18 protein-coding genes are annotated in these 23537 nt (G+C 59.6%); 10 read left to right on the forward strand and 8 right to left on the reverse strand.

Annotation, left to right across the window (positions count from 1 at the left end; all coding sequences use genetic code 11):
- The 6 genes from AAF358_24480 to AAF358_24505 all read left to right on the forward strand — a co-directional run.
- Positions 1-442, forward strand: a 442-nt coding sequence (locus AAF358_24480; protein ID MEM7708736.1) for a galactose oxidase, incomplete at its 5' end; no start/stop codon positions are given.
- Entirely contained in the window at positions 439-1599 is a 1161-nt protein-coding gene (gene manA / locus AAF358_24485; protein MEM7708737.1) for a mannose-6-phosphate isomerase, class I, read from the forward strand. The genes AAF358_24480 and manA, both read left to right, overlap by 4 nt.
- Before the next feature lie 81 nt (positions 1600-1680).
- Positions 1681-2538: an ABC transporter ATP-binding protein gene (locus tag AAF358_24490; protein MEM7708738.1), complete on the forward strand. Its 858-nt coding sequence runs from the start codon at positions 1681-1683 to the stop codon at positions 2536-2538.
- The gene (locus AAF358_24495; protein ID MEM7708739.1) at positions 2528-5104 is read left to right on the forward strand and encodes a glycosyltransferase; all 2577 of its coding nucleotides are present in this window, start codon (positions 2528-2530) and stop codon (positions 5102-5104) included. The genes AAF358_24490 and AAF358_24495 overlap by 11 nt, the downstream gene beginning before the upstream one ends.
- A gap of 3 nt (positions 5105-5107) precedes the next feature.
- Positions 5108-5890, forward strand: a complete 783-nt coding sequence (locus AAF358_24500; GenBank protein MEM7708740.1) for an ABC transporter permease — start codon at positions 5108-5110, stop codon at positions 5888-5890.
- A 4-nt stretch (positions 5891-5894) separates the two neighbouring features.
- Positions 5895-6947 (forward strand): glycosyltransferase family 2 protein, encoded by a 1053-nt coding sequence (locus AAF358_24505; GenBank protein ID MEM7708741.1) that lies wholly within the window; start codon positions 5895-5897, stop codon positions 6945-6947.
- 47 nt (positions 6948-6994) lie between these two features.
- On the opposite strand, the gene AAF358_24510 is transcribed toward AAF358_24505, so the two are convergent.
- The 8 genes from AAF358_24510 to AAF358_24545 all read right to left on the reverse strand — a co-directional run bounded on the left by AAF358_24510 (position 6995) and on the right by AAF358_24545 (position 19241).
- Positions 6995-8287, reverse strand: coding sequence for a DUF1501 domain-containing protein (locus tag AAF358_24510; GenBank protein MEM7708742.1), 1293 nt, complete (start codon positions 8285-8287; stop codon positions 6995-6997).
- 10 nt (positions 8288-8297) lie between these two features.
- A complete protein-coding gene (locus AAF358_24515) occupies positions 8298-10145 on the reverse strand; it encodes a DUF1800 family protein (protein MEM7708743.1) in 1848 nt (615 codons plus the stop codon).
- A 355-nt stretch (positions 10146-10500) separates the two neighbouring features.
- Positions 10501-11274, reverse strand: a complete 774-nt coding sequence (locus AAF358_24520) for a sulfotransferase family 2 domain-containing protein (protein ID MEM7708744.1) — start codon at positions 11272-11274, stop codon at positions 10501-10503.
- A 102-nt stretch (positions 11275-11376) separates the two neighbouring features.
- A complete protein-coding gene (locus AAF358_24525; protein ID MEM7708745.1) occupies positions 11377-13902 on the reverse strand; it encodes a hypothetical protein in 2526 nt (841 codons plus the stop codon).
- Between the two features lie 305 nt (positions 13903-14207).
- A complete protein-coding gene (locus AAF358_24530) occupies positions 14208-15050 on the reverse strand; it encodes a methyltransferase domain-containing protein (GenBank protein MEM7708746.1) in 843 nt (280 codons plus the stop codon).
- A 26-nt stretch (positions 15051-15076) separates the two neighbouring features.
- On the reverse strand, positions 15077-16969 hold the full coding sequence (locus AAF358_24535) for a hypothetical protein (GenBank protein MEM7708747.1): 1893 nt from the start codon (positions 16967-16969) through the stop codon (positions 15077-15079).
- 53 nt (positions 16970-17022) lie between these two features.
- Positions 17023-18297, reverse strand: coding sequence for a hypothetical protein (locus AAF358_24540; protein ID MEM7708748.1), 1275 nt, complete (start codon positions 18295-18297; stop codon positions 17023-17025).
- A complete protein-coding gene (locus AAF358_24545) occupies positions 18294-19241 on the reverse strand; it encodes a hypothetical protein (GenBank protein MEM7708749.1) in 948 nt (315 codons plus the stop codon). The genes AAF358_24540 and AAF358_24545 overlap by 4 nt, the downstream gene beginning before the upstream one ends.
- Before the next feature lie 87 nt (positions 19242-19328).
- Here AAF358_24545 and AAF358_24550 point away from each other — a divergent pair, with 87 nt between their 5' ends.
- Genes AAF358_24550 through AAF358_24565 form a run of 4 tightly spaced genes read left to right on the forward strand, consistent with a single transcriptional unit; the run spans position 19329 to position 23481 of the window.
- Complete coding sequence (locus AAF358_24550) at positions 19329-20396, forward strand: hypothetical protein (protein ID MEM7708750.1); 1068 nt, start codon at positions 19329-19331, stop codon at positions 20394-20396.
- Positions 20397-20406: 10 nt separating this feature from the next.
- The gene (locus tag AAF358_24555; protein ID MEM7708751.1) at positions 20407-21738 is read left to right on the forward strand and encodes an FkbM family methyltransferase; all 1332 of its coding nucleotides are present in this window, start codon (positions 20407-20409) and stop codon (positions 21736-21738) included.
- A gap of 44 nt (positions 21739-21782) precedes the next feature.
- Positions 21783-22718, forward strand: coding sequence for a sulfotransferase (locus AAF358_24560; GenBank protein ID MEM7708752.1), 936 nt, complete (start codon positions 21783-21785; stop codon positions 22716-22718).
- Positions 22711-23481, forward strand: a complete 771-nt coding sequence (locus tag AAF358_24565) for an SDR family oxidoreductase (GenBank protein ID MEM7708753.1) — start codon at positions 22711-22713, stop codon at positions 23479-23481. Before AAF358_24560 ends, AAF358_24565 begins: the two co-directional genes overlap by 8 nt.
- Positions 23482-23537 lie beyond the last annotated feature (56 nt).

A 23537-nucleotide genomic window follows, 5' to 3' on the forward strand; every position in this document is an offset into this window, starting at 1 on the left:
CGTCAAGGTGCTGCCGCCGGCGAATGATGAGGAACGACGGAGCTTTGTTCCCTCTCCCGAGTGCTACCGCGGCGACATCGACTCGTTAGACCCTTCCCGAATCAGCTGGCGGCAGATTTCCAACCACCCCGGGCCCGCCCTTTACCGGAGCGCCGCTGAAGGCTCCGGCGGGCAGGTTGTTTTCTTTGGTGGCACCGACAACCCGTACAACTATAACGGCGTTGGCTACAACGGAATACCGTCCGAACCTCGCAACGGCGCGTTCGCCTATGTGGTAGCAGAAGATCGTTGGGAGGCGCTCGCGGTGCAAGCTCGGCCCACCATGGACCACCGTGCCCTATTGACTTTGGCACCCGGACGCTGGCTGGTGATCGGTGGCATGGACGAAAGCCGCGAGCTGCTGTCAACGACAGCGCCGATCACGGCCGAGGTGGATCTATGAAAGCCTCGGCGTTTCCACTACGCGGCAAAGTGCGGCATTACGCCTGGGGTGGTGATGCGTACATTCCCGACCTGCTTGGACAGCCGGACGGCGACCAGCCTTGGGCCGAATACTGGCTTGGCGCCCATCCCGGCGACCCCGCTGAAGTTCTGATGGATGACCGCTGGCACAGCCTCGCAGAATTGATCAAAAACGACCGGGCACACTGGCTAGGGCAGCCAACGTCGAACCGCTTCGACGAGCTGCCTTATCTGATGAAGGTGCTCGACGTCGCCAGACCGCTGTCGATCCAGGTTCACCCCAACGCCGCCCAGTCCGCCTCGGGTTTTGCTCGCGAGAACGCGCTAGGAATCGCGGGCGACAGTCCGCAGCGCAATTTTAAGGACGCCAACCCGAAGCCCGAACTTGCGCTTGCGCTGAGCACCTTCTGGCTGCTGTACGGATTTCGGCCGCTGGCCGATGGACTCGAGCAGCTTCAGCGGTTTCCTTCGCTTAAACAGCACGCACGGCTGCTCGAAACCGAGGGTCTCCAGGCCCTGTTCGAAAGGCTTATGCGGGCGCCGGCAGACGAGCTGGCGGCGTGGCTCGCACCGGTGCTCGAAACGGCCGGCAGCCAAACCGCGGGGATTTCGTCCGATCCGATTTCCTGGATCAGCCGCTGGCGATCCCTGCACGCGACACCAGGGGACGCAGTTGACCGTGGCGTTTTCGGTTTCCTGCTGATGAACCTGGTCAAGCTGGAGCCTGGCGAAACCATTTTCCAGGACGCCAACGTACCTCATGCCTACCTGCATGGTCAGTGCGCAGAAATCATGGCCAACTCGGATAACGTCCTGCGAGGGGGCTTGACGCCAAAACACGTGGACGTGGAGGCACTGATTTCACATATCGAGTTTGTTCCGGCAAGCGAGATACAGGACCTGCCGCCAACGAACCTCAATGAGTTTTCCCTTGCTCGCCTGCGCGGCGACAGTGCCCGTTCGATCACCGGACCAGCGTGCGGGCTGGTCCTGGATGGACAAGCGACGGTAGGCGAATATACGGCGAGACGGGGCGAGGGGTTTTTCGTGCGGGGCGGCCAGCGCATCATCCCAGACATCTCCAGCGGCGGCGATGTCCTGGTTGGCAGCCCGGCGCTCTCGTTGCTGGAGGCGTGAGGTCAGGGCGCTGCAGCGAGTCGGGCCGTTTTCTGCGCTATGGGCGGCGTTGCTGGCCTTTTTGCTCAGTTTCGGCGTCAGGTGAGCACCAAACGACAGAATAACGCCGCTTTTCGAAGTATCATCGCGACCACTGACAACGGTCCTGATGACACCGTCGCGCTGCCGAAGAGACACGCACCCTCTACGCTGATGAATTACCCGAACAAAAAAAACGCCGGAGTGTCCCCGGACCGCATCGTGCTCAAGGACGTCGGCTGTCACTACGGCTGGCGGCGCGGCGCCAAAGGCAAGGACCTGTTCTGGGCGCTACGTGATCTGAACCTGGAGATTCCTGACGGAACCTCGCTCGGGGTGGTGGGCAACAACGGGGCCGGCAAAAGCACGCTGCTTTCGCTGCTGGCGGGCATTATCTCTCCGGATTGCGGCCACATCGAACTGGGCGGCCGAACTGCAACACTGCTGTCGCTGAACGCCGGTCTAGACCCCAACCTGACCGGGCGCAGCAACGCCATACTGAGCGGACTGCTGCTGGGGGTGTCCCGGAAAAAGATCCATCGGGAGCTGGACAATATCCAGGCTTTCTCAGGCCTGGGAGAGTTCTTTGACCAGCCTGCCAGGACCTATTCCACCGGAATGCGGGCAAGGCTCGGCTTCGCCGTAACGGTGTACCTGGAGCCGGACATCCTGCTGATCGACGAAGTGATCGGCGTCGGCGACATGGCCTTTCGGGAAAAGTCCGCCGGCGTGATCAAGGCCCGTATGGCCTCTTCCCAGACCGTTATCCTCGTGTCTCACAGCCTGCCTTACGTGCGGCTGTACTGTGACACCGCGCTCTGGCTAGACAACGGCAAAATGAAAGCCTTTGGCGACTGTGACGAGGTTCTAGACGCCTATGTCACTTCCCAGGACACGCCGGAGCAAACCTGTGAAGCCTAGAGTGCAGCCCAACGCGGCATCCAGCCCGCAGTCCGCAGAGCGCAGCAGCACGGAGGAGCGACTCCGGCGCGAATGCCTTCGTCTCAGCCGCAGACTGGCAGCCGAACGGGACCGCAACGACGCGCTGAGGCAGGCCGTCACCGCCATGCTTTCTTCCATGACGTTTCGGGCCGCCGCGAGCGCCAATCGGGTGCTGTCAAGCCTGCTTAGAATGAAACGGGGGCCGACGGCGTGGGATCAGCTCCCGGTGCTGCTGGACGAACAGGGCTCCGGCGTTGACCCGCGCGAAAACCTGAAGCTGTCCCGAACCGCGCTGCTGCACGCCGAGGCCAGCTGTAATCGCGCTGGCCTGACCCGACTCCAGCAAGAGCCTGGCGGTGGCTGGCTACTCATCATCGGGAGCCCCCTGCCGTTCAGCTACTTTGGTGATCATCGCCAGATCACGCCGGAAGAAGATTTTGACGATCTCGCCGGGTGTCGAGGCGTTCTCGCCCTGGCGCTGGGCGACGGTGCGGCGGAGGTGATCGATCGGGCCGAGTCTGCTGCCAACCTCAGCGGCTGTCCCCTCGCCGTCTGGAGTGATCGCGAGGTGCCGGGCCTGCCGGACGCGACGCAGCTTGCGGGACCCAGCTTCGAAGGACAGCCCAACCACCAGCAACCCATCGATGACCCGCTGACCTTTCAGCGCTGGCTCGGTCAGCTTCGGGCGCGGAGCATCGGAAGTAGTGAGGTGCCGTTTACCGAAACCGCCTATCTGCGCTCCAATCCGGATGTATTGGAGGCGATCGTCGCTGGCGACTTTGAATCAGCGAGAGAACACTGGAAGCTGATCGGTAGAGCCGAATTTGCTGAGGGTAGCCGAGCCTGCCATCTGCGCCGCGACGAACCCACGCTGGGGTTGAGGACAGCCAGCGACGCGCTGAAGTCGCAGGCGCGAACGGAATGGGAGGGTTGGGATTATCAGCCGACGATTTCTGTGCTCGTACCCGTATACCGGGTCGACCTGCGCTGGCTGAAAGCCTGCGTAGACTCAGTACGGGAGCAGATCTATCCGTTCTGGGAGCTTTGTCTGGTCGACGACGCCTCCGAAGACCCCGCTATCGAAGAGTATCTACAGTCGCTCGATGATCCGCGTATTCGGGTTGAACTTCTATCCACAAACGCGGGGATCAGCGCTGCCTCCAATGCCGCGCTCGCCCTGGCCACCGGTGACCACGTGGCGCTTCTGGATCATGACGACGAGCTGACTGTCGATGCCCTATGGCTGGCCGCCCGCGTGATCGTCCGGCACCGGTCAGACATCATTTATTCCGATGAGGCCAAGCTGGACGACGAAGACCGGATTGTTGAACCGCACTTCAAGCCCGACTTCTCCTGGCCGATGCTGCTCAGCCAGAACTACGTCTCCCACCTCGGCATCTACCGACGTGAGCTGGTGAATTCGGTGGGGGGCTTTCGAACCGGCTTTGAGGGTTCCCAGGACCACGATCTGCTGCTGCGGGTGGCGTCAGTCGCTGACAGCATCTTCCACATCACGCGGGTACTTTATTACTGGCGCAAGGTGCCCGGCTCAACCGCCCAGCGCTTTGGCGATAAAGACTACGCCTGGGACCGCGGCGTCAGCGCCGTTTCCGACTGCCTCGGCGAGCTTGGCGCAGCTAAGAAAGGCCCATACCCCGGAACCTATCGGGCAGTGCGCCATTTCGAAGAAAGCCCTGCGGTTGCGGTACTGGTACCTTTCCGCGACGAGCCGGCGGTGCTGGAAACCTGCCTGGAATCGCTGACGAGCAAAACCGAGTATCGCCGGTACGAAGTGATCGGCGTCAACAATCAGAGCCGGCAGAAGCGCACCCGGCGGCTGATGGATCAATGGTCGGCTCATGAACGAGTGCGCTTCGTCGACTTCGATCAGCCGTTCAACTTCTCGGCGATCAACAACTTTGCCGCTGAACAGACCGATGCTGAGCATCTGCTCCTGCTGAATAACGATATCGAGATTCTCGAGGAAGGCTGGCTACGGGCGCTGGTTGAGCATTCGATTCAGCCACAGGCTGGCGCGGTCGGCGGGCTGCTACTGTATCCCGACCAGACCATTCAGCATGCGGGCGTGATCCTCGGCATTGGCGGCGTAGCGGGGCACTCACACAAGTACCTGCCGTCGCAGCACCACGGCTACTTCTGCCGCCCGCACCTGGATCAGAACGTCAGCGCGGTGACCGGCGCCTGCCTGATGGTAAAACGCCGGCTCTACCTGGAAGCCGGAGGACTGGACGATCAGAATCTGTCGGTGGCCTTCAACGATGTGGACTTCTGTCTCCGACTGTTGGAACTGGGCTATCGGAATATCTACACCCCGCGCTGCCGCGTTGTGCATCACGAATCGAAGTCGCGCGGCACCGAAGATACGCCGGCGAAGCAGCGACGTTTCAATCGCGAAGCGGCATTTATGCGCCAGCGCCACTCGCTGGCCCTATGCCTTGGAGATCCTTTCTATAACCCAAGTCTGTCGCCGGTCACTGAGGATTTTTCCCTGCGGCCCGACGTACAGCAGCTGCTGTTGACCTAAGGCATGAGCTTGTCCTGGACCCACTACGCTGACCTGGTCGTGTTTAAGGCCCGCTCGGAGCTGCTTGTCGAGACGTCGCGAACCTATATCGGAATCGCCTGGTGGGTGCTCGACCCGGTCCTGTACATGGCCGTGTTTTATCTGGTCTTTGAGGTCTTTCTGGAACGCGGCGGCCCCAATTTTGTACAGTTTCTATTGGTCGGGCTGGTGTTTTTCCGGTGGTTCAGCAACGCTGTCAGCAACGGCGCGACCTCGATCCGGCAAGGGCACGGGCTGATGCAGCAGGTCTATTTGCCCAAAATTGTGTTTCCGCTCGTGAGCTTTCTCAGCGACAGCTTCAAGTTTGGATGCACCCTGCTGCTGCTGCTGCCATTTCTCTGGATCAGCGGCTTCGAGGTGTCGATTCACTACCTGGCACTGCCGGCTCTGCTCCTGATCCAACTCGCCCTCAACCTTGGGTGCCTGCTGATCGCGGCCGCGATCTTGCCGCTGGTTCCAGATCTGAAATATTTGATCACTCACGGCATCATGGTAATGCTCTTCACTTCCGGTATCTTTTACGAAATCAAGGATCTTCCGTCCGAGGTTCAGGGATATGTATTGCTCAACCCGCTAGCCAACCTTATAACGGCCTACCGGGACGTGCTGATTGCCGCCAGCTGGCCCGACTTCAGGCAGCTTCTTCCGGCGATAGGGGTTGCCCTGCTGCTGCTGATCACCGGAGTCTGGTTAATCGTCCGGCTGGATCGCCGCTATCCGAAGATCGTGCGTGTACGAGGCGCCTGATCCGGTGGAACCAGATCACACGGAGCCGCCGACGCCAATCGTTATCCTCAACTGGAATGGGTTGAGCGATACGATCGAGTGCATTGACAGCCTGGCCAGCCAGACCTGCCGGGATTTTGTGGTGCATTTAATCGACAACGGTTCTGATGGTGACGATTTTCTAGAGCTTCAAGAGCGCTACGGGAAAGACCCCAAAATCTCACTGTTTGCCAACCCACAAAACCTGGGGTTCTCCGGGGGCGTAAACCGGGCACTGCAAAACATATTGGCGGATTCTCCTCGCCCGAGATGGGTCGTCCTTCTGAACAACGATACGGTCCCGGACCCACGGTGGCTGGAAATGTTGCTGGACGCAGCTGAACCCGGCAGGTCGATCGTCGGCTCCTGTATGGTCAACTACTACAACGCAGGCGAATTAGACAATGCGGGTCATTGCTGGCTCGATTCCGGAGAGATCATTCCTCGAGGCACCAGCGAAAATCCGGCTGACTACCAGGACCCGGTTGAGCTCATCGGCGTTTGCGCCGGGGCAATGCTTATTGCGACGGAGCTGCTGGAGGAACTGGGGTTGTTTGACGCTTTCTTCGAGACCGGTTACGAAGATGCGGAGTTCGGACTACGGGCCTTCCTGGCTGGCTACCCTTCCTTCTATGAGCCAAGGGCCCTCGTGCGCCACAAAATCAGCCGGTCGGTCGACAAGGTGCGCAGCCGTGAGTACGCGATGCGCATTCAGCTGAACATCAATTTCACTTACCTGAAGCTGGTTCCGCTACCCGTCGCGCTTTGCAACGCCCCATTTGTGGTCACCAAGACGCTGGGCGTGCTGCTTGTTTCGTCGCTGTTTGGGCGCTGGGCGCTAACCGGCGCCCATCTGCGCGCACTTAGCGAGACGTGGAAAGCACGGGCGCGGATCCGTTCATCCAGAGAGGCATTTGCTTCAATGCGGCGAGTGTCCGCCTGGCAGATCCTGGGATCACAGAAGTTTTTCCTCCCACGCTACGTCAGCTATTTTCGGCGGTACATCCTGACGGGAAGAAAAACGGTGTTTGAAAGGTAGCAAGCGGCCGGCGATCAAGCCGCCAGCCGCTTGAAACCCAGGCGCAGTTAGAGGTTTGTGCGGAGCATTCCGGGCACAGCTTCGTAGTTGTGACCGGGGAAAATCGCCGACTGGCCGCCGCTGTAACCGGAGTTCCCCAGCACGCCGTGAGCAACCGCGATCATGACATCGCGGAAATCGGTCGTCGGGATAAAGGCGTTGCCAGGCGTATTGTCGAAACCCGGGAATGTGCCCCAAAGCCCGCCGTTCATCCGGCTGGTTGATCCCATCACCATCATGACGTTACCAAGGCCGTGGTCCGTTCCTCGGTTGTCATTCTCCTTGACCTGCCGACCGAACTCGCTCTGCACAATCACAGCGACATCTTCGTCGTAGTTGGCGGCTATCATGTCCTTATAAAAGGCAGCGAGAGCGTTAGTCAAGTCTTCGAGTCGCGTACCGTAACCGTTAGCCAGCACGTTTTGCGTGTTGTGGGTATCCCACCCGCCGCGATCCGCGGTGATGACGCCGACACCCAGATCCTGTCGAATGACGCTCGCGGCAAGCTTCAGGTCGTTACCAATCCCGCTGTTGGGATAGGTGACGTTGCCCGCCGGCGTGTAGTCATCCAAATCAAGGTCGTTAATGGTTTCGATCGCCAGCATCGCCGTTGAAACTGCATCGTCGAGCGAGCCAGAGCCCTGGTACATCTCAGCGAGAAGCTGCAGATGTGCTTCCTCGTAGGTTCCACTGTTGGGCGTAAAGCCGTTCGTTGAGTCGATGGTCGCCACGTCCGGCCAGCCGTTGACGCTGGTCGGCGGGTTGCCGCCGGATACCATCGCCGTGAACAACGGATTCGGCGGTGCATCGTTGGCTGCATTCAGGTAGCGAGCCAACCAGCCGGCGTTGGCGGTCTGCGAGCCGGGCGTACCCAGTTCGATCTGCTCCTGTGCGTCGAAGTGGCTGCGGGTGTAGGTATCCGGATCCTTGTGACCGCACATGTGGATCAAGCTGAGATTTCCACTGGCCCAAAGGTCCATCATTTCACCGCACCAAGGATGCATTCCCCAGTTGGGCGTCAGGCCAATCGTATCGGCGATGTAGGTCGCATCGCGATTGAGCTGGTAGGCAGAGGAGAAAATGCCGGTTGACCGCGGAACCAGGAAGCTCAGTCCATCCATACCGCCCCGCAGGAAGATATAAACGAGCGTTTTCCGCCGGCCGCCGACAGCCTGTGCCGAGGCGATTTGCGAAAAGCCCAGCCCAACTCCCGCAGCACCACCGGCAGCGAGGGTCTGACCAAAAAATCGGCGCCGATTCGGGTTCTGAATCATCAGTCGTTTCTTGTTGACTTTGTCCATGTCTAAATCCTCAGCGCTGAATAAAGGTCGGAGACCAGAGAATCAGGTCTACCATGCCGATCATTCTTCGGCGCCAATAATAGGGGTAGTCATCCTCAAACACATCGAGGCGTGGGATGGTCTGATCGTACAAATAGAAATGCGGCAGGTTATCCGGATTAGGCAGATCTACCTGTGTCATAAACTGCATCGCGACGCCACCCAACTGGGTATTGGCATCCTGGTATCCGATGCTGTTTCCAACCCAACCTCCCGAGGGTGTGTAGCCCATAATCCACGAACACCAGAACTCGGCGAGCTGCCGTGGCGTGAAATCGCCGTTCAGGTTTTCCCGGACGATCTCGGTGACCCGCATCATCCGATCGCTGTTGCCTGCATCGCGGTCGAGCATCCAATCGATTGCCTGCCACGTCTGGACCAGTGATGTGGACCCTTCCCAATGCTCCCGGTTATCCGGATAGCCATCGGGTGTCGGCCAATGGAAAAGCTCCTGGCGGGTGTCGTCAAACTCCCAGTGGAAGCGACGGGTCGTGTCCGTCGAATCCTCTTCCCGCAAAATGTGGTTACCGCCGGCGGCACGCATGCACGAGACGACGTACTCAAACGGCCGCTTTTTCTTTTCGCCCCAGGTGTTCTTGAAGGCGTCAGAGAGCAAGATCACCCGAAGGGTCCGCCTGATCTGATTCGGCGACTCTCGGAACGCGAAAAATTCCGCAGCGGCGGCCTGTACAATGGACTCCGGCGGGTTGTCAGAAATCAGTCGCTGACACAGCTTTCGGGCAATGTAGGTTGCCGTGCCGGGGTGGTATGCCGCCACCCGCATGATGAGCTCCCCTTCCCGCTCAGGCTCCGTGTTGGCCGGAATGATGTTGGACGCGGTACTGAGAATCGACTTGCCGGTCTCATCGTGCTCACCGAGGTCGACGAAAAAGAAGCCCGTGTCACATTGCCCCGGGGTTGAGTTCCCGTTTTGCTCGTAGCGCCAGCCCGTCAGGCCTGCCGCGGCTTCATACACGTCATCATCGTAGTACTGGGCAGCAATCTGAATGCTCGGATTGGCAAAGTTGCCCATATCGAAGTTGTTGATTGCGACGTACGGGTTTTCCGGCAGCAGTTCAAAGCCGGTGAACGGTCGCTCAACGCCTCCATAGTTCTCCGCACCAAGGCAATGAAGTTCGAACAGTTCGCGGGCGTAGTTTTCGTTGATGCCGCCCGCGGAGTTCACGTAGTTGTCCAGGTAGCGGAGCATGACCGGGTGCTTACCCGAAGCCTCCAGCATGTTGGCAAAGTTGCCGAACGCATTAGCGCGGATAACGTCTCGGTCCCAGGACGACCAGCCGACCTCGATATCGCGGTTACCACGGACAAACACGTTGAAGTGGTTATGCCAAAAGTCGACGATGAGCTCGAACAGCTGCTTATTGCTGAAAACCGCTCGGTTGAATGACATGTTGCGAACGTCGCGGTAGGGCCGCAGGTACACGTTTTGGTCACCGTCACATTCGCGGTTTGCGAAAGAGGTCACCCGGCTTTCGTCGAGCGACTCAAAAAGACCCTCGAACGGCGCCATCCGAGCATCAAAGTCGCTGTCGTCGATGCTCGCGGGGTTGAGCTGTTCGTCAACATAATTTTCCAGTCGTTCGTCGTCGTTCGATCCGAGCGACATGAAGTAGCCGACGTCGTCTTTCCCAAGGTCACCAAATTTGCCGACACCCCCGCCTCCCGGGGGTGGCTCGAAGCTGTTTGAGAACACCAGACCTGGATCAACTGGATCGGCCGTCACGCCGGACTTAAGCTCTCTGCGAGCGGGTCCAAAACCCATCTTGTGGAAAACCCGCACCGCCAGCGGTGGCGTCAAGGTGTTATCCGAGCCCCCCTTGGCCCCAGCGGCGAATTCACGCGCCTTCTTCGCCAGCGGTTTGAGCTTGGGTTGAGCCCTCGCACTATCATCAGCTGTAGTGCTGGCAACCGCCGTGCTGGCAACAGCTGCCGCGGACCCCGTCAAAAAGCGGCGACGTGACTCAGAACGATCCATTCGGAAAACCTCTACACAATCGTAAGAACCCGCGAGTCTAGCAGCGGACCATTTGCCGTATGTGTGACCGGCATCTCTTTTCTGGAACCTATTCGAAAACTGTGACGCACCCGCCAGCAGGACCTGCGGCAAATGCGCTAGCGATTGGCCCCAAGAGGGCAGAAAGTGACCTGTCGCGTCACCCGTCAGAGGCACCGCTCCGATCAATACTATGGTTTAGCCGCTGCTCAAAAAGCGCCACCGCCTCATCATAAAGGCGGAGATCATAGGTATTAATTTCGGCAAGCTGACGGCGAAGCTCGTCGTCCAGCTCAACGTCGTCCGTACTTTCGTTGGCCCTGGGGAAGTCGTTTGGCAGAGCCCAGCGAAACATATCGAACATCAATTCCATAGATTCGTCGAATCGCTCCTGAATCCCGACAAAGTCAAAAGATCGAAGCGTTACCAGCGCCCGGCGAAAGGATTCTTCGTTGAGCGGAAAAGGTTGGTTGACGTCTGCCGGCCAGGCTGATGGATCGTCGAGGGCGAATCGCATCGTCAACATTCGGGTTTGAATATTGGCGATATGAGACTGCACAAAGGCCCGCTTCTGCATGATGTCGGCGAGACTCAGATCTTTGGCCCACGCCGCGTTGCGACGCACGTGGCGAAGGTGCGACACGCTTCTCGCCACCGGCTCCCGAAGCATGGTCAGCGTGACGGGCGTTCGAGCAAAGCGTTTCATGAGCTGCCACGGGTAGTGTCCGCGCAAAAGTTGGGTGTTGGACCAGACGTCATCCGGCAATTCCATTAAGTAAGGAATGGGTGGATAGTTGCCATCAAACGACTGCCGCATCACCTGGTCGGCGGGGACGGTCCGCTGCGCGTCGAAGCGCAGCTCAAGCAGCGTCCGCAGCGTTGTCCCGGCCGTTTTCGGGATATGCATGAAAAAGTGGTGGTTATGAGGCGGCATCGGCCAGGTTCGTAGGGACAAGGAAAAGCGCTACGGATAGTAATGACTACGGGGTCCTCGCGCCACCCTTGTCCAGGCAAGCCAGCGGGTTGCGTGCCTTACCTATTCGAAGCCGTCAATAAAAATGCGATCAAACGGCACGTCCTCACCCAACACAACAGGGTTGGAGGCGGTTGCCGTCGGGCCCGGATCGGCAAAAACCTGGGGCAGATAGCTGCCCTCTGGCAGAAAACCCAGGTCAGCCGTGTAGGCCCTGGCGCTTCCCGGGAGCCCATTGACGAGAGGAATCACGTCACCCGCCTCATCGACGACATTGACGCCCTGAGTTACATCACCCAGCTCCGATGCCAACCATCTGACTTCATAAGTATTTTCCGGCCCCGAATCTTCAACCAGGACAATCCAATCGATCTCAATCATCACACCGGGCTGCGATGTGGGGTCAATTCGCAGGCTTTGCCAGTTCGGCTCATCCAGCCAGTTGGCTAATGCGGGGACTGACCTCGCCGCAAGGTCAACCTCAACAACTTGCCATTGTCCAGGGAACACCGCGACCCCCTGGGTTGTCCCGAAGACACCATCGGTCAAAGACGCGTCGCGAAAAAAGTTCACCGAAAACTGCTGAGGGTCAGCGGACTGGTAACGCACCTTTGCTAGCAGCCGCCGGTAGACTGAAGACGCAATTGGCGTCGCGGCTCCGTCCGCGGTGTTGTCGCCGGGGAAAAGAAGGATAAACGAGGGATCGTTGGTGTCGGTTGTCGCCCGATACACTCCCCCGCTGATCGACTCTCCGGTCAGTCCGCGCGAGCGAGAGAGAATCACGTCCTCGGGACTATCCATCAGCCAGGCATTTCCGAGCACATCCCGGGCAAAGTCACCGATGGGGGCAATCACGTCCGCGTTCCCGTCCGGTTCGGTGATGGTGATGGAGGTCACGGGCGCCGCTCCAACTCGCACCGGACCCGTCGAGTATCGATAGGTTGTGTTGAATGCATCGCTGACCTCAGCCAGCACAAAATATTCTCCGCTGGGCACATCCTGAGGCCCATTCCACAAAGCGCTCGTGTCGGTGTTCTCCCGAAGATTGTCGAAAATCAGCGTTGGCGGCGGCATATTTTCGCGGACGCTGTCGTTGTCCACAAACAATCGAATCGACGCGTTGTCTTCGGGGTCGGAGGCTTCCCACTCGATGTTGAAAACCGGGTCGGCGGTGTCCAGGGGCGCCAGAATGATGGAGTCCAGCCTCACCGTCTTCTGGGTCGGGAACTCGTGAGGGTCAAACCGAAAAAAGTCGACCGTGCCGAACCAACGGTTTGCACCCTCGGTTTCCGTTTCGAGCAGCCGCATGTCTCCGATCTCGTAAACGTTGGTGCCCTCTTGCACAATGATGTCGTCGCTGGTGGTCAGCGTTGAGAGGTTGTTACCCCACAACACCCGGGCCACAGAGCCCGTGCCGATATCGCGCTCGCCGCTAACTTCGAATTGATAGGTCAGCATTCGGTAGAGTGCCGTATCAATCGGCACGGTGGCATTCATTAATATCGTTGAGTCGTCTCCGGTCGACGTGGCGCTCAACGAACCGCCTGCATAGCTGATTCCCACCAGCTGTGTGGTGCTGGCAACATCCGCAGCTTCGATCGGACCCCACGGATTTCCGAGTTCCGCGATGGAGAAGCGATTAGCGACATCTCCCCGCACGTCGGGTTCGTTGAAATTCAGAATCGGCGCCGCGTTGACACGGACATTGCCGGGGCTGTCAGCTGATGAGAACTGGCCATCAACTCGAATGACATAGCTATTTGGGGGGAGTGCGCTCAGGTCGACGGTCGCCTGAGTGCCCGCGAAACCGTCACCGAGCAGATAGCTTTGGCCGTTCGGCGCAATCGCGCTCACGGCATAAGGACCGTCACCCGCATCGGTCCATTGCACCTGCGTTTCGGCCACCGTCTGTCCGTCGGCGACCAGTCTGATCCAGTCGAGCTGGAAGGTAATACCGGGCAGGTCCGTCATGTCGAAACGGAGTCCTTTTGCGTCAGCAAACGCGCTCCAAGGTTGCGACCCGATATCGCCGCTGGGAGAGTCCGCCAGGAGATCGACCGTAACGACGTTCCAGTCGGTGCCCCGCATCAGTTCGCCATCCTGATTTCGGCACTGTCGATTTGCGGCGCCAAACGTACTGCCTCCCGCCGACAGCTCGTCATAAAAGAAGACCTGAACACAATGGGGTGTTGTAGGTTCTGGCGCCGGCTGAAGGTAACGGACCCGCAGCGTCACGTAGCGATAGACCGAGGTATCGATCGGAAAGAGCTGACCGCGATTTCTGTTGACGACCGAACTGGGAATCCCCGAGAACAACGCAAAGAAAGCCGGGTCATTGCCCGTACTGGTCGCGCTGTAAACACCCGACCCAAAACCCTCGCCGGTCAACTGAATAGACTCAGTCAGGACCACGTCCTCGGGATTGCTCATATCCCAAGGGTCGCCTAGCTCGAAGGTCGCATAGTCTTGCGCCTCGCCGACGACGACGCCGCCGGCACCTGGCACAAGGACTTCCAGGTTGCCAGCTGCTGCCGGCAAAGCGACGCTCAGCGTGATCAGCAACACCGCCCAAAAACGATCGATCATCATTGATTTAACCCGCCTTTCCATCTGGCACTTCGTTTCGGACTGTGGAGCAGTATCGCTTCCATGTTCCGCCTTCGCCTTGCTCGACGCCACTGAGGCGAACAAAAGAAATACTTTTTCAACGATCCGCGCTTTTCACCTTCCATCGGTCAAATGAACGATAGGCTTGAGACTGAGGTTCGTCTACCCTATCCGGCGACGGAATTCTCGCTCACAGCCACGGGCGACCGGTGGCCGAGAGGAAAACCGCAAATACCGCGTTACCCGGCGTGCAAAGAACCTCCGCGATAGTTCAGCGCCATTGACTGCTATCCGTCTGTCTCGCGCTTGTGCGCCAGCAATGCCGTTGTTGTGGCAATCCTCCAGCGGGCCTCTTCACCCAGTTCGGTCACCAGCTTCTCTCGCATCCAGTCCACCGGGTTCAAGTCTAGAATGTCGGCAACTCGGAGTCTGTGAAACTCATCGCGCAGTTCGGTTGGTAATCCGTCGCGATACGTCTGCAGCATCATCCATAGTGCCCAGATGGGATGCCCAGAAAGCGGCACCTGGTGGTCCTCAACCTCGATCTGATCGCCAAACAGTCGCCGAATACCCATGCGCGTCATGCCGAAATAGTGGTGCGGGTAGCCGTGTTCACGCTGCAGGAACGGCACGTTGCAATAGATCTTGCCGCCGGGTTTGAGCACTCTCAGAATCTCGGCCGCACAGTCAAACGGTTGATCTACGTGTTCGAGGACGTCCAGGGACAGGACGGCGTCGAAACAGGCATCCCGAAAAGGCAGCGCCTGGTTGACCGCGAGCACGTCCACATGAGGGTAGTCGACCACCTCACACTGAATCAGATTCGGGAAAGTCACCTTCTTCTTCCCTGCCCCACAATCGAGCACCATCCCCCCTCGATCCAGGATTTTTCTCGCGTTCTCGTCATAGCCGTGGGCCGAGACGTTGGCGGTTTCGTCGATGCCAAACTTACGTCGCATCTGCGGCGTCAAGAAGCTCATCGCGGTGGCATCTTGCGGAAAAGTGGTTTTGCACGCAGGGCAAACCAGCAGGTCACCCTTTCGCAACGGTCGCTCTTCGGCCCGACAGGAAGGGCAGGAAAAGTGGTCGAGGATCCAGGCTTCTTTGTCCAGGTTCGTTTCGGTATTCATATCAGTAGGTACTGTCAGCGGAATTGTTAGTCTTCCTGCCCGTTTGACAGGCTGGCCAGCAACGCGTCGAGGGATTTCCAGTGCTGCTCTAGTCGCTCCAGTGCCGCCGGAACGCCGCCCCGGGTCAGCTGCGACACCAGCCATCCGGGTAGCCCCCCGCCTACGCTGTCACACGCTGTCGCCACGGCCTCTCCCATCCCCCGTTTTTCCAGATCGAGAGACGTCAGCTTCTCCCGCAGGTCGTGCAACGTGGGCAGCAACCCGGTCAACGCGACCAGCGCGCTGGCATTGGCTTCCCGCACCGCCTCGCCGCTATGGAGAAGGGTGAAGGACACCGCGATGGATTCGATATCGGCCGGCGCTCGTGGGCCAAGATCGAAGTGCAGCTGCGGATCGTCCGTTTGGAAATGCCAGGTGCCCTCGTGACGGAACAGCGCGTTGTCGAGATAACACTCTAGATCCGTCGTCTCTCCCCCAACTAGTGTCACCTGCACAGCAAGGTCTGTGACGACGGCCGGCTGATTGGCGGGATCGAGGCGAAGCCGATATACCCCCCGCCCGAGCGAGCCTTCTTCCAGGCGATCGGTAGACAAGTTGAAGGACACCTCGTCGCCTGAGAGGCGCTGAGTGATCGACGCCTCCGCGGTAAAGCCCTCTCCGCGATCAAAAAATATCTGGGCCGCCACGGCTGGCGGTCGACCCACCGCGCTTTGGGCGGCGTAAAGGCTGCGGTAACGGCTTGCCGCATCCTCCCAGTTGCCGGCGATCCAGGCCCACTCGGCCAGCCGAGCCGGCGGCTCAGCCCAGCTCGGCGCGAGTCGCTCGGCGGTCTCGGCATGGCGTACCGCAGCGTTGCGGTCGCCAGCCGCCCACGCCGCCCTTGCCCGCTCCAGGGCCAAAAACGGGTCGTCGGGCCGTTGGTCGTGCCATTTACCCAGCCAGGCAGCGAGTTCAGTATGGGCACCCTGCTCGGTCAGCAGGGTGATCCGCGCGCGAAAAAGGGGAACCGGATTGCCGCTCACCTCGATCGCCCGGTCCAGCGCCGCCGCATCTGCGGCGTCGATCTGGGGGGCCGAAACCGTGCCTTGTTCCGATCGCGGGGCTGGTGCCTGTTCTTCCAGCAGCAGAGGGTGTGGGGCTTGCAGGTGGACGAGGTCGCGCCACAAGTGGTTGGCGGCCTCGGCTGTCTCGACCATGACGCCGGCGTCCGTCAGCTCGTCGCTGAGGTCCAGTCCGAGAGACGGCGCATGATGCACGAGGCCCGCGTCAAAGAAGTCGACCAGGCACTCGGGCTGAACCGCCTCCCGTCCAATCTCCTCGCTAAAGTCCTTTTCCAGCACGGCGGTGATGGATCGGACAAGACGGTCCGGGTCGGCCGTGAACAACAGCACGGGAAACGGTCGCTTTTCCAGCAGTTCCAGGAGCCGCCGATTGTAGCGGCACCAAAGCTGCACCCCCGCATCCGTTGCCAGCCCATCGCGGCGCTCTAGAGACCGCGCCACTGCAAGCGGGTGTCGCAGGACGCCCAGGCGCCGCGCATTGGGTCGCAGATCCAGCCAGTCGTCCGCCAAGAACAAGATTCGGGGATCCTTGATCAACCACGGCCGGCCCTCGCCCTCCAGTCCAGAGACGATGGCCTCCATCTTGGCCCGCTGGGTCTCGCTGACCTCTAATGTCTCTGGCGGGCTATCCCAGCTGCCACCGTGCGCTCGGAGCAGCCCTTCGTTGAGCGGCGTGATCGCCAGGTGTTCCCGGTTTCCCTTCTGATTGTCCGGATTCCAGCGGTCAACGTCCCCGATGTTAAAGCCCGCCCCCTCCAGCATGCCGGTCAGACAGCTCGTGCCGCTGCGGTGCATGCCGAGGACAAACAGGCCCGGCGAGGGAGCGTCGGATGAAGGTTGAGGGCTGGAATCGGACATCGGCCAGCGAGTATCGCACTCAGATCAGCGGACTGCAGCCCCGCGAGGGCTTATCAGCCGACACAGGCGTATCCGATCAGTTCAGAGACGGCGTGCCGCCAGGCTGCCGGGCCGTGTTCGTGGGCCAGCCAGGCGCTTCGCACCTCGTCGGCGTTGGCGCGCAAACGCGGGAGTTGAGCCAGGCACGCGTCCACCGACCGGGGGATGCCGTCAGGCGCGTCCATGTCGATGGCCGGCGCCCGACCGCCGAGATCTTCGTAAAGCGCTCGCATGGTGCTACCCGCCGGGACCAGCGGGATAACGCCGGCGCAGACGCATTCGAGGAAGATCCCGGAACCGATGGTTTGGTAGCGTTCGCCATAGGGCAGCAGCATGACGTCCAGACCAGCCAGTGTTGCGTCATAGTCACTTTGCGCCAGGTGGCCGGACAAAAGCGTCACCCCACGGGACCGCAGCGTGGACTCCAGCTGCTCCGGCGCCCTCCCGAGGGGTTGAGCCGCGTGCGCCGAGTCGAGCCGAACGCACCAGTCCACACCGCTGATGTCCGCTTCAAGCAGATAGCCAGCAAGGCTCTCAGGCTGATGGACTGGACGCGTTGCCCCGAGCGCTCCGAGGCGCGGGCGATTGTCCGGTGAAGGCGGGGATTTGGATGCGTCGAAACGCGCAGCAGCTGGGTAGGGTGCAACCCGAATCTCCGTTGATTCGAACGCTTGTGCCAGCAACCAGTCTGCAATGGCGGCGGATTCGGCTAGCAACAACACTTTTTTGCCGGATTCAGCCAGAACCTGCGTCGAGGACCGAAAAGACTCACGAATGAGGTTTTCGTCCTCACAGTCGGGCACCGGCGTGGTCTCCATGACGCCAATAACGGCGCCACGAAGCTCCGGTGCGCCGGCAATAGCCGACGTGATGCCGGGCAGCGTGAGAAAGCGCGCCGTCGGAAAAATGGCGACTTGGGCTTCAGAGCGCTTGACGCACGTGCTGACGATGTTGCCCAGAAGCTCGCTAAACGCGGCCAGAATCTTCTGATCGACCGGTGCAGCGGCGCCGACAAGGTGGTCGACGACAGGAAAGACGCCGTGCCAGCGCTGCGGCCGCGCCGACTGCCACTGCTGATGATGAAACACGTTCATCGCAAGACCATGGTCTGTGCATATCCGACTGTAAGCGTCAGCAAGCAAGGGGAAATGCCCGTGAGGCCCCTGCATGCGGGGCTCAAAAAGGGCAACCGCTGCGGGTTCGATACCGGAATCCAGTGACGCCACTGCGGCGTCCGCAAGCGCAGTTGCGTCGCCGTCTAACAGCTGGCGGAGGAGGAGTTCATTCATGTCTCGGTTTTGGCGCCGCCATCCCCTAAACGCGCAGACAGCTGCCGCTCCAACAGCAGGGACTCCGGCACAGCCTCCTGCCCCCAGCGTTCGAAGGCCACCCGCGGCCGGGTTGAGATGCCGAGCCAGGCGTCGCAAACCGCACCGATGTCGAGAGCAATGCCGCCGCGCTGGGCGATGATGTCGCAATAGACCTTGCCGCAGATGCCGGCGCCGACAAAAAACAGCTGACCCGGAAACGTCGGGGTAAGCGTGTCGAGCAGCTCATCGAAGCGATCCGGAAAATGAGGCGTCCAGTCGGCATCACGTCGCAGATAGCGGAGCGGCACCGGCCATTCATCCACCTCGATTCCCACCGCTCGAAAAAGCGGCGCAAGATCGCGGCGACCAGTCACCAGGCCAATGCGCTCCTGCCCCATGGCCAGATCCGCCAGAAAGCCCGACTCCAACCAGTCAAAATGGACCCAGGCAGAGGTCAGCAGGGCCTGCTCCGGCCAGTCGAATTCAGCCATCCAGCGGCCGAGCAGCATCAGCCGGCTGGCGCTGTCCGGGTCCAGTTGGGCACGCTCCTCCGGCCGCAGGGACAGGTTTCGCTGCACCCAGGCGACCCGCTCTTGATCCGACAGGCAGAAGAAGCCCTCGGGGAAGCTCGTTGCACCAACGTCGGTGCGAATGCCCAACACGTTCGCACGCCCGACCGCCAGCGCCAGTCGGCTACAAAGATCGTCCAGTTGCGCCCGCTCAAATTGTTCACCGAAGTGGGAAATGAGGTGTGGGCCGAAGGTGGCGTCCTCTAGATCCGGCCGGCTGAGGACAACGCCCTCGCCGTCACCCAGGCGCAGCAGCGACATTGCCCGCTTCCCTTTGATGTGATCTAGCACGCACGGGGCAGCAATTGCCTGGCTGGCGAGCAGGCTTCCGACGCTGGCGACAAACGGATTCATTGGTTACGCCCGGATCAATTTTCCGCATTGAGATGGTCGTGCGATAATAACGCGCTTATCCTGAGGCTGCCGCGGCTACAAAGAGCAGTGCGCAACTACGACCAGGATTACCAACTACCACAAATGAGCAAACGGCAATCCATTATGCTGCAAGGCAAGGAAAAGGATCGAAAGCAACGGGCACCCGCTCAGTCGGCGGTTAGCGACTTTAGGAAGCAGCCAAGCGACACCAAAGATCTGACGCTGCACGTGATTGGGGATCGAGAACGATTCAGCGCGCTGGTTAGGACGCTTGAGGGCCAGGGTTTCCGGTTGTTAGATGAGCTGGACGATCTCGGGTCTGTGCTGAGAGCAGACGCGGCCGGCAGTACCGTCGTCGTCTACCCTAATCCGGTTTTGTTCATCGGTGAAATGCTGAAGGCAGGCGAATCGACAAACCGCGCTTTAAACACTTGGCGTGAAACTACAGAGCAGCTCTTATCTCGGTTCCGTCAGGATCGGCGCCGCCTCACGCTGCTTGACGGCCATGCAGCGCAAGCCGGGCCTGAGCTACTGCATCGGCTGCTTGCCGACCGCCTGCCCCGCTCGGTCAACGCCACCGGGACGGCAGAAGGGTTGCAGGCAGACTCTGAACCGGCTGGCCTATTCGAGCTCGTCGCAGCGCAAGCTTTGCGCCAGGACGAAACGGCAGCAGCCCTGGTCGCCGAATTGGAGGCCAGCAGTCTACCCCTGCTTAGGGCTTACAGCATCGACGTGGATGCGGTCCTAGCCAGCGGGCTACCTGGCACTGACACATCCGATCTCGACGAGCTTCGGGAAGAGAACGAGCTTCTGTTTCTGCAACTTCACCAGGTGCAGGAAGAGCTGGAAGCACATTTCTTAGAAAACCAGAAAAAGAACAACGACCTGAGCAATCTTAAGGCGGAAGTCTACAAGGCCCGTGGCGACGCCAAAACGGCTCGCGATGGTCGCGATGAATCACAAGCTGAATTCGTAGAGGCCCGGGAGACCTGGGAAGCAGATCGCGAAGCGCTGGCCAGCCAACTCGAGTGGCATGCGGCCACGCTGACTGCAGTAAGGCGCTCCCTGTCCTGGAGATTGACCGCTCCCGTCCGACGCCTGCTCGGCCTGTTCATCGGAGATTCGAAGATCTAGCTTTCGCTTGATGGATTGGCTCGAACAACATTTGGCGATTTTTCCTGCGCCGGAAATGATTCTGGTCGTCGGCGCAGGTCAGGGCCGCGACTTACCGGTGCTAGCAAGTCTCTCCCACACACGCCTTATCATGCTCGAGCCACAGCGGCAATGGGCAGAATTTTTGCGGCGCCAGACCCAGAATCTTCCCCAGGCGGAGGTGTTGGAATACGCTCTAGACGAACGGAGCGGAACCGCTACATTTACGGTGTTCAACTTTCCCGAGCTGAGCAGCCTGCGCCCCGACCCAGATGTCTCTTCGATCTTCCCCGGCGCTCGTCAAACCACCAAACTGTCGGTCGAGACCCGGTCACTATCGGATCTCGCGCGCCATCTGCAGCTACCGGCGAGTCCGAACAACTGGCTGATCGTAGACGCTCCCGGCATTGAATCAGCAGTGTTGACGAGTCTTGAAGACCATGAAACGAGACGCCTTTTTGGTCATCTAGTGCTCCGCACCAGCCATCGCTCACTCGACGGTGAAGACGACGAGTCAGAGTGGCTGGGGGAAGCTTTGCTCACCCGCGGCTATCGTGCCCTTGGGGGCGAGGACCGGAGCGATGGCGACTGGCCGAGGCTGCACTTACAGCATTTCGGCCGCTCGCCGTTACACAAGGAACTCGAGGTAAAGCATGATTCTCTCGTGCGGCATACGCAAAACCTGACGGCCGAAAAGTCCGGTTTGCAGCAGCGGCTGGAGCAACAACGCGCGAAGCTAGACGGCACAATTTCGAAGCAAAAAGACCAGTTGAGGTCGCTTAACCGCAGCGCGGAGCAACGTCTAGCCGCGATAACGAAAGAACTTGAACAGAGCAAGAAGGCGCTAGAGAAGCAAAAGAAGCAAGCGACAAAAGTAGCCGAGCTTCGGGGCCAGCTGGCCGAAGCAAACAAAACCCTTGAGAGTCGGCAGGCAGAGCTTGATCAGCGCGGCGAAGAAGCGCGAGAACTAGAGAAAAAACAGGAAGCGCAGGTGGCTGAGCGGATCGAATCGGTGCGCCAGGAAACCAACGATCACATTGAAAGACTCGAGCGCGCAATTGAGCAGGCCAAGTCTGATCTCTCAGTTTCGCTGCGCATGCAGACGCTGCGTGAGCACGACCTCAAGGAGCTACAGAAACGCTACGCCGACGTGCTTGAGACGCGAAACGCACAGCATGAGCTGCTGCTAAAAATCCGCAAACGCCTCAGCCTAGCAGCGGAGTATCTGCTGCAGCTGAAGAATGAGAATGACGAAGAGCGGAAAAGCGAATTGACCTCCGGGCTGGTTGAGGCGCTTGCTCACAATATCGGCGAAGGCGAATAAGCCACGCTAAGCTTGGGATGGAGGTTGGCAAGTCGCCCTCAATCATGAACGTTCCCCAGAGATTTGCCGAACTAGTAGACAAGTGTGCTGAACTGATCGATGGTTCCGGCCTCATCGAAACGCACCATACGCTGCAGAAGGCCGAGCCGTTACCCAGCCTGCTGGAACGATGCTCGGAGCTAGTGGAGCATCCGTGGCCCACGGAGCCCGTAAGAACAATCCACCACTTTGCGTGCAGCGGGGGGACGTTGGTGTCAAAGTGTGTCGCCTCCATGCCGAACGTCCAGCTTTTGAGTGAGGTAGCACCCCATAGCCAGATGTACAGCGGAAGATCTTCCGCGTTCGCCCCGACAGACCTGGTTTCACTGCTTCGTAATGGCTCGCTGGGTTCCGACGAAGAACTAGAGCTCGAAGTATTTCTGCAAGGGGTGCGCGCGATATACGAGCGCTGCACACAAACTGGTACTCACCTGGTGCTCCGCGAACACACCCACAGCAAATATTGCGTCGAGGAGGATGTCAAGGACGTGCCTGGATTGGTCTCAGGTCTTTCCTCGGAATACGAGACACGCTCCATCGTATCCGTTCGGCACCCCCTGGACTCGTATCTGTCCTTACTCAAACGGGGATGGAGACACTTCAGCCCCAACAGTCTTGATGAATACGCGAGACGGTATCTGGCGTTTCTCGACGACCACGAGGAGCTTCCACTTGTACGCTATGAAGATTTCGTGGCCAATTCTGAACCGGTGATGCGCACCATCTGCAGTGCACTAGAACTTGGCTTTACGCCAGGATTTGAGAACTTGTTTTCCATCCACAAGTTGTCAGGTGACAGCGGTCGCACATCGGCCAGGATTGGACGGCGCTCGCGTCGCGCCACTCCTGAGGAGGTCGTGGGACAACTTGATTCACATCGGTACTTGGAACTATGCAAGCGACTCGAATACGACCCGTTGGTGTCACCACACAATGACTAACAGCTTGGGCGCTGGCAATTCCCAAAAGACTGTGCTGATCACTGGCGCCAATGGGGGGATCGGACGATCACTCGTCGCGCTATTCTCAGAGGCTGGTTTTAGAGTAATCGGCTCGGATCGTACAAGGCCTAAATCTTCTTCTCATTGTGATTTGTTCGTTCATGCGGACCTACAGCGAACCGTAGAAGATTCGGCCTATGCCGCAGAAAGATTTGAAGAGGTGAGGGCCGCCTGCGGCTCGGAGAGGCTCGATGCGTTGATCAACAACGGCGCCGTTCAGATACTCAAACCGATCGATGAGTTGAGCGTTACTGATTGGACGTCAACATTGAACACCAACCTGCTGGCCCCGTTCTTCTGGACACAGGCCCTGCTGCCCCTGTTGCGGCACGCCCAAGGCAGCGTGGTAAACATCAGCAGCATTCATGCAAGTCAAAGCAAGACTCGGTTCACAGCCTACGCGACCAGCAAAGCGGCGCTAAGCGCCATGACCCGGAACATGGCCCTTGAGCTGAGAGGCGAGGTGCGTATCAACGCCATTGAGCCCGCGGCAGTCAGGACCGAGATGCTTCTGGAGGGGTTCGAGGGGCGACAGGAGCAGCTCACCAAACTTGAACGATGTCACCCGGTCGGCCGGTTGGCGGACCCTGATGAAATCGCCCAGATTGCGCTATTTCTGTGCTCGTCTTCTGCGAGATTCCTGCAGGGCACTTCGATTGCCGCCACGGGCGGCATCCACGCGGTCCTGACCGACCCAGAATAACACGATCGCTCCAGTGTGATTCGTCTGTAACACGCTATTCAAACCAGCCCGGGGAT

It is taken from the genome of Pseudomonadota bacterium, assembly GCA_039033415.1.
Taxonomy (GTDB): domain Bacteria; phylum Pseudomonadota; class Gammaproteobacteria; order Xanthomonadales; family SZUA-38; genus JANQOZ01.

Excerpts from the sequence above, each read along its gene's own strand:
- manA (MEM7708737.1), top strand. The coding sequence starts at position 439 with ATGAAAGCCTCGGCGTTTCCACTACGCGGCAAAGTGCGGCATTACGCC.
- AAF358_24500 (MEM7708740.1), top strand. The coding sequence starts at position 5,108 with ATGAGCTTGTCCTGGACCCACTACGCTGACCTGGTCGTGTTTAAGGCC.
- AAF358_24510 (MEM7708742.1), bottom strand. The coding sequence starts at position 8,287 with ATGGACAAAGTCAACAAGAAACGACTGATGATTCAGAACCCGAATCGG.
- AAF358_24520 (MEM7708744.1), bottom strand. The coding sequence starts at position 11,274 with ATGCCGCCTCATAACCACCACTTTTTCATGCATATCCCGAAAACGGCC.
- AAF358_24525 (MEM7708745.1), bottom strand. The coding sequence starts at position 13,902 with ATGATGATCGATCGTTTTTGGGCGGTGTTGCTGATCACGCTGAGCGTC.
- AAF358_24530 (MEM7708746.1), bottom strand. The coding sequence starts at position 15,050 with ATGAATACCGAAACGAACCTGGACAAAGAAGCCTGGATCCTCGACCAC.
- AAF358_24535 (MEM7708747.1), bottom strand. The coding sequence starts at position 16,969 with ATGTCCGATTCCAGCCCTCAACCTTCATCCGACGCTCCCTCGCCGGGC.
- AAF358_24540 (MEM7708748.1), bottom strand. The coding sequence starts at position 18,297 with ATGAATGAACTCCTCCTCCGCCAGCTGTTAGACGGCGACGCAACTGCG.
- AAF358_24545 (MEM7708749.1), bottom strand. The coding sequence starts at position 19,241 with ATGAATCCGTTTGTCGCCAGCGTCGGAAGCCTGCTCGCCAGCCAGGCA.
- AAF358_24555 (MEM7708751.1), top strand. The coding sequence starts at position 20,407 with ATGGATTGGCTCGAACAACATTTGGCGATTTTTCCTGCGCCGGAAATG.
- AAF358_24560 (MEM7708752.1), top strand. The coding sequence starts at position 21,783 with ATGAACGTTCCCCAGAGATTTGCCGAACTAGTAGACAAGTGTGCTGAA.
- AAF358_24565 (MEM7708753.1), top strand. The coding sequence starts at position 22,711 with ATGACTAACAGCTTGGGCGCTGGCAATTCCCAAAAGACTGTGCTGATC.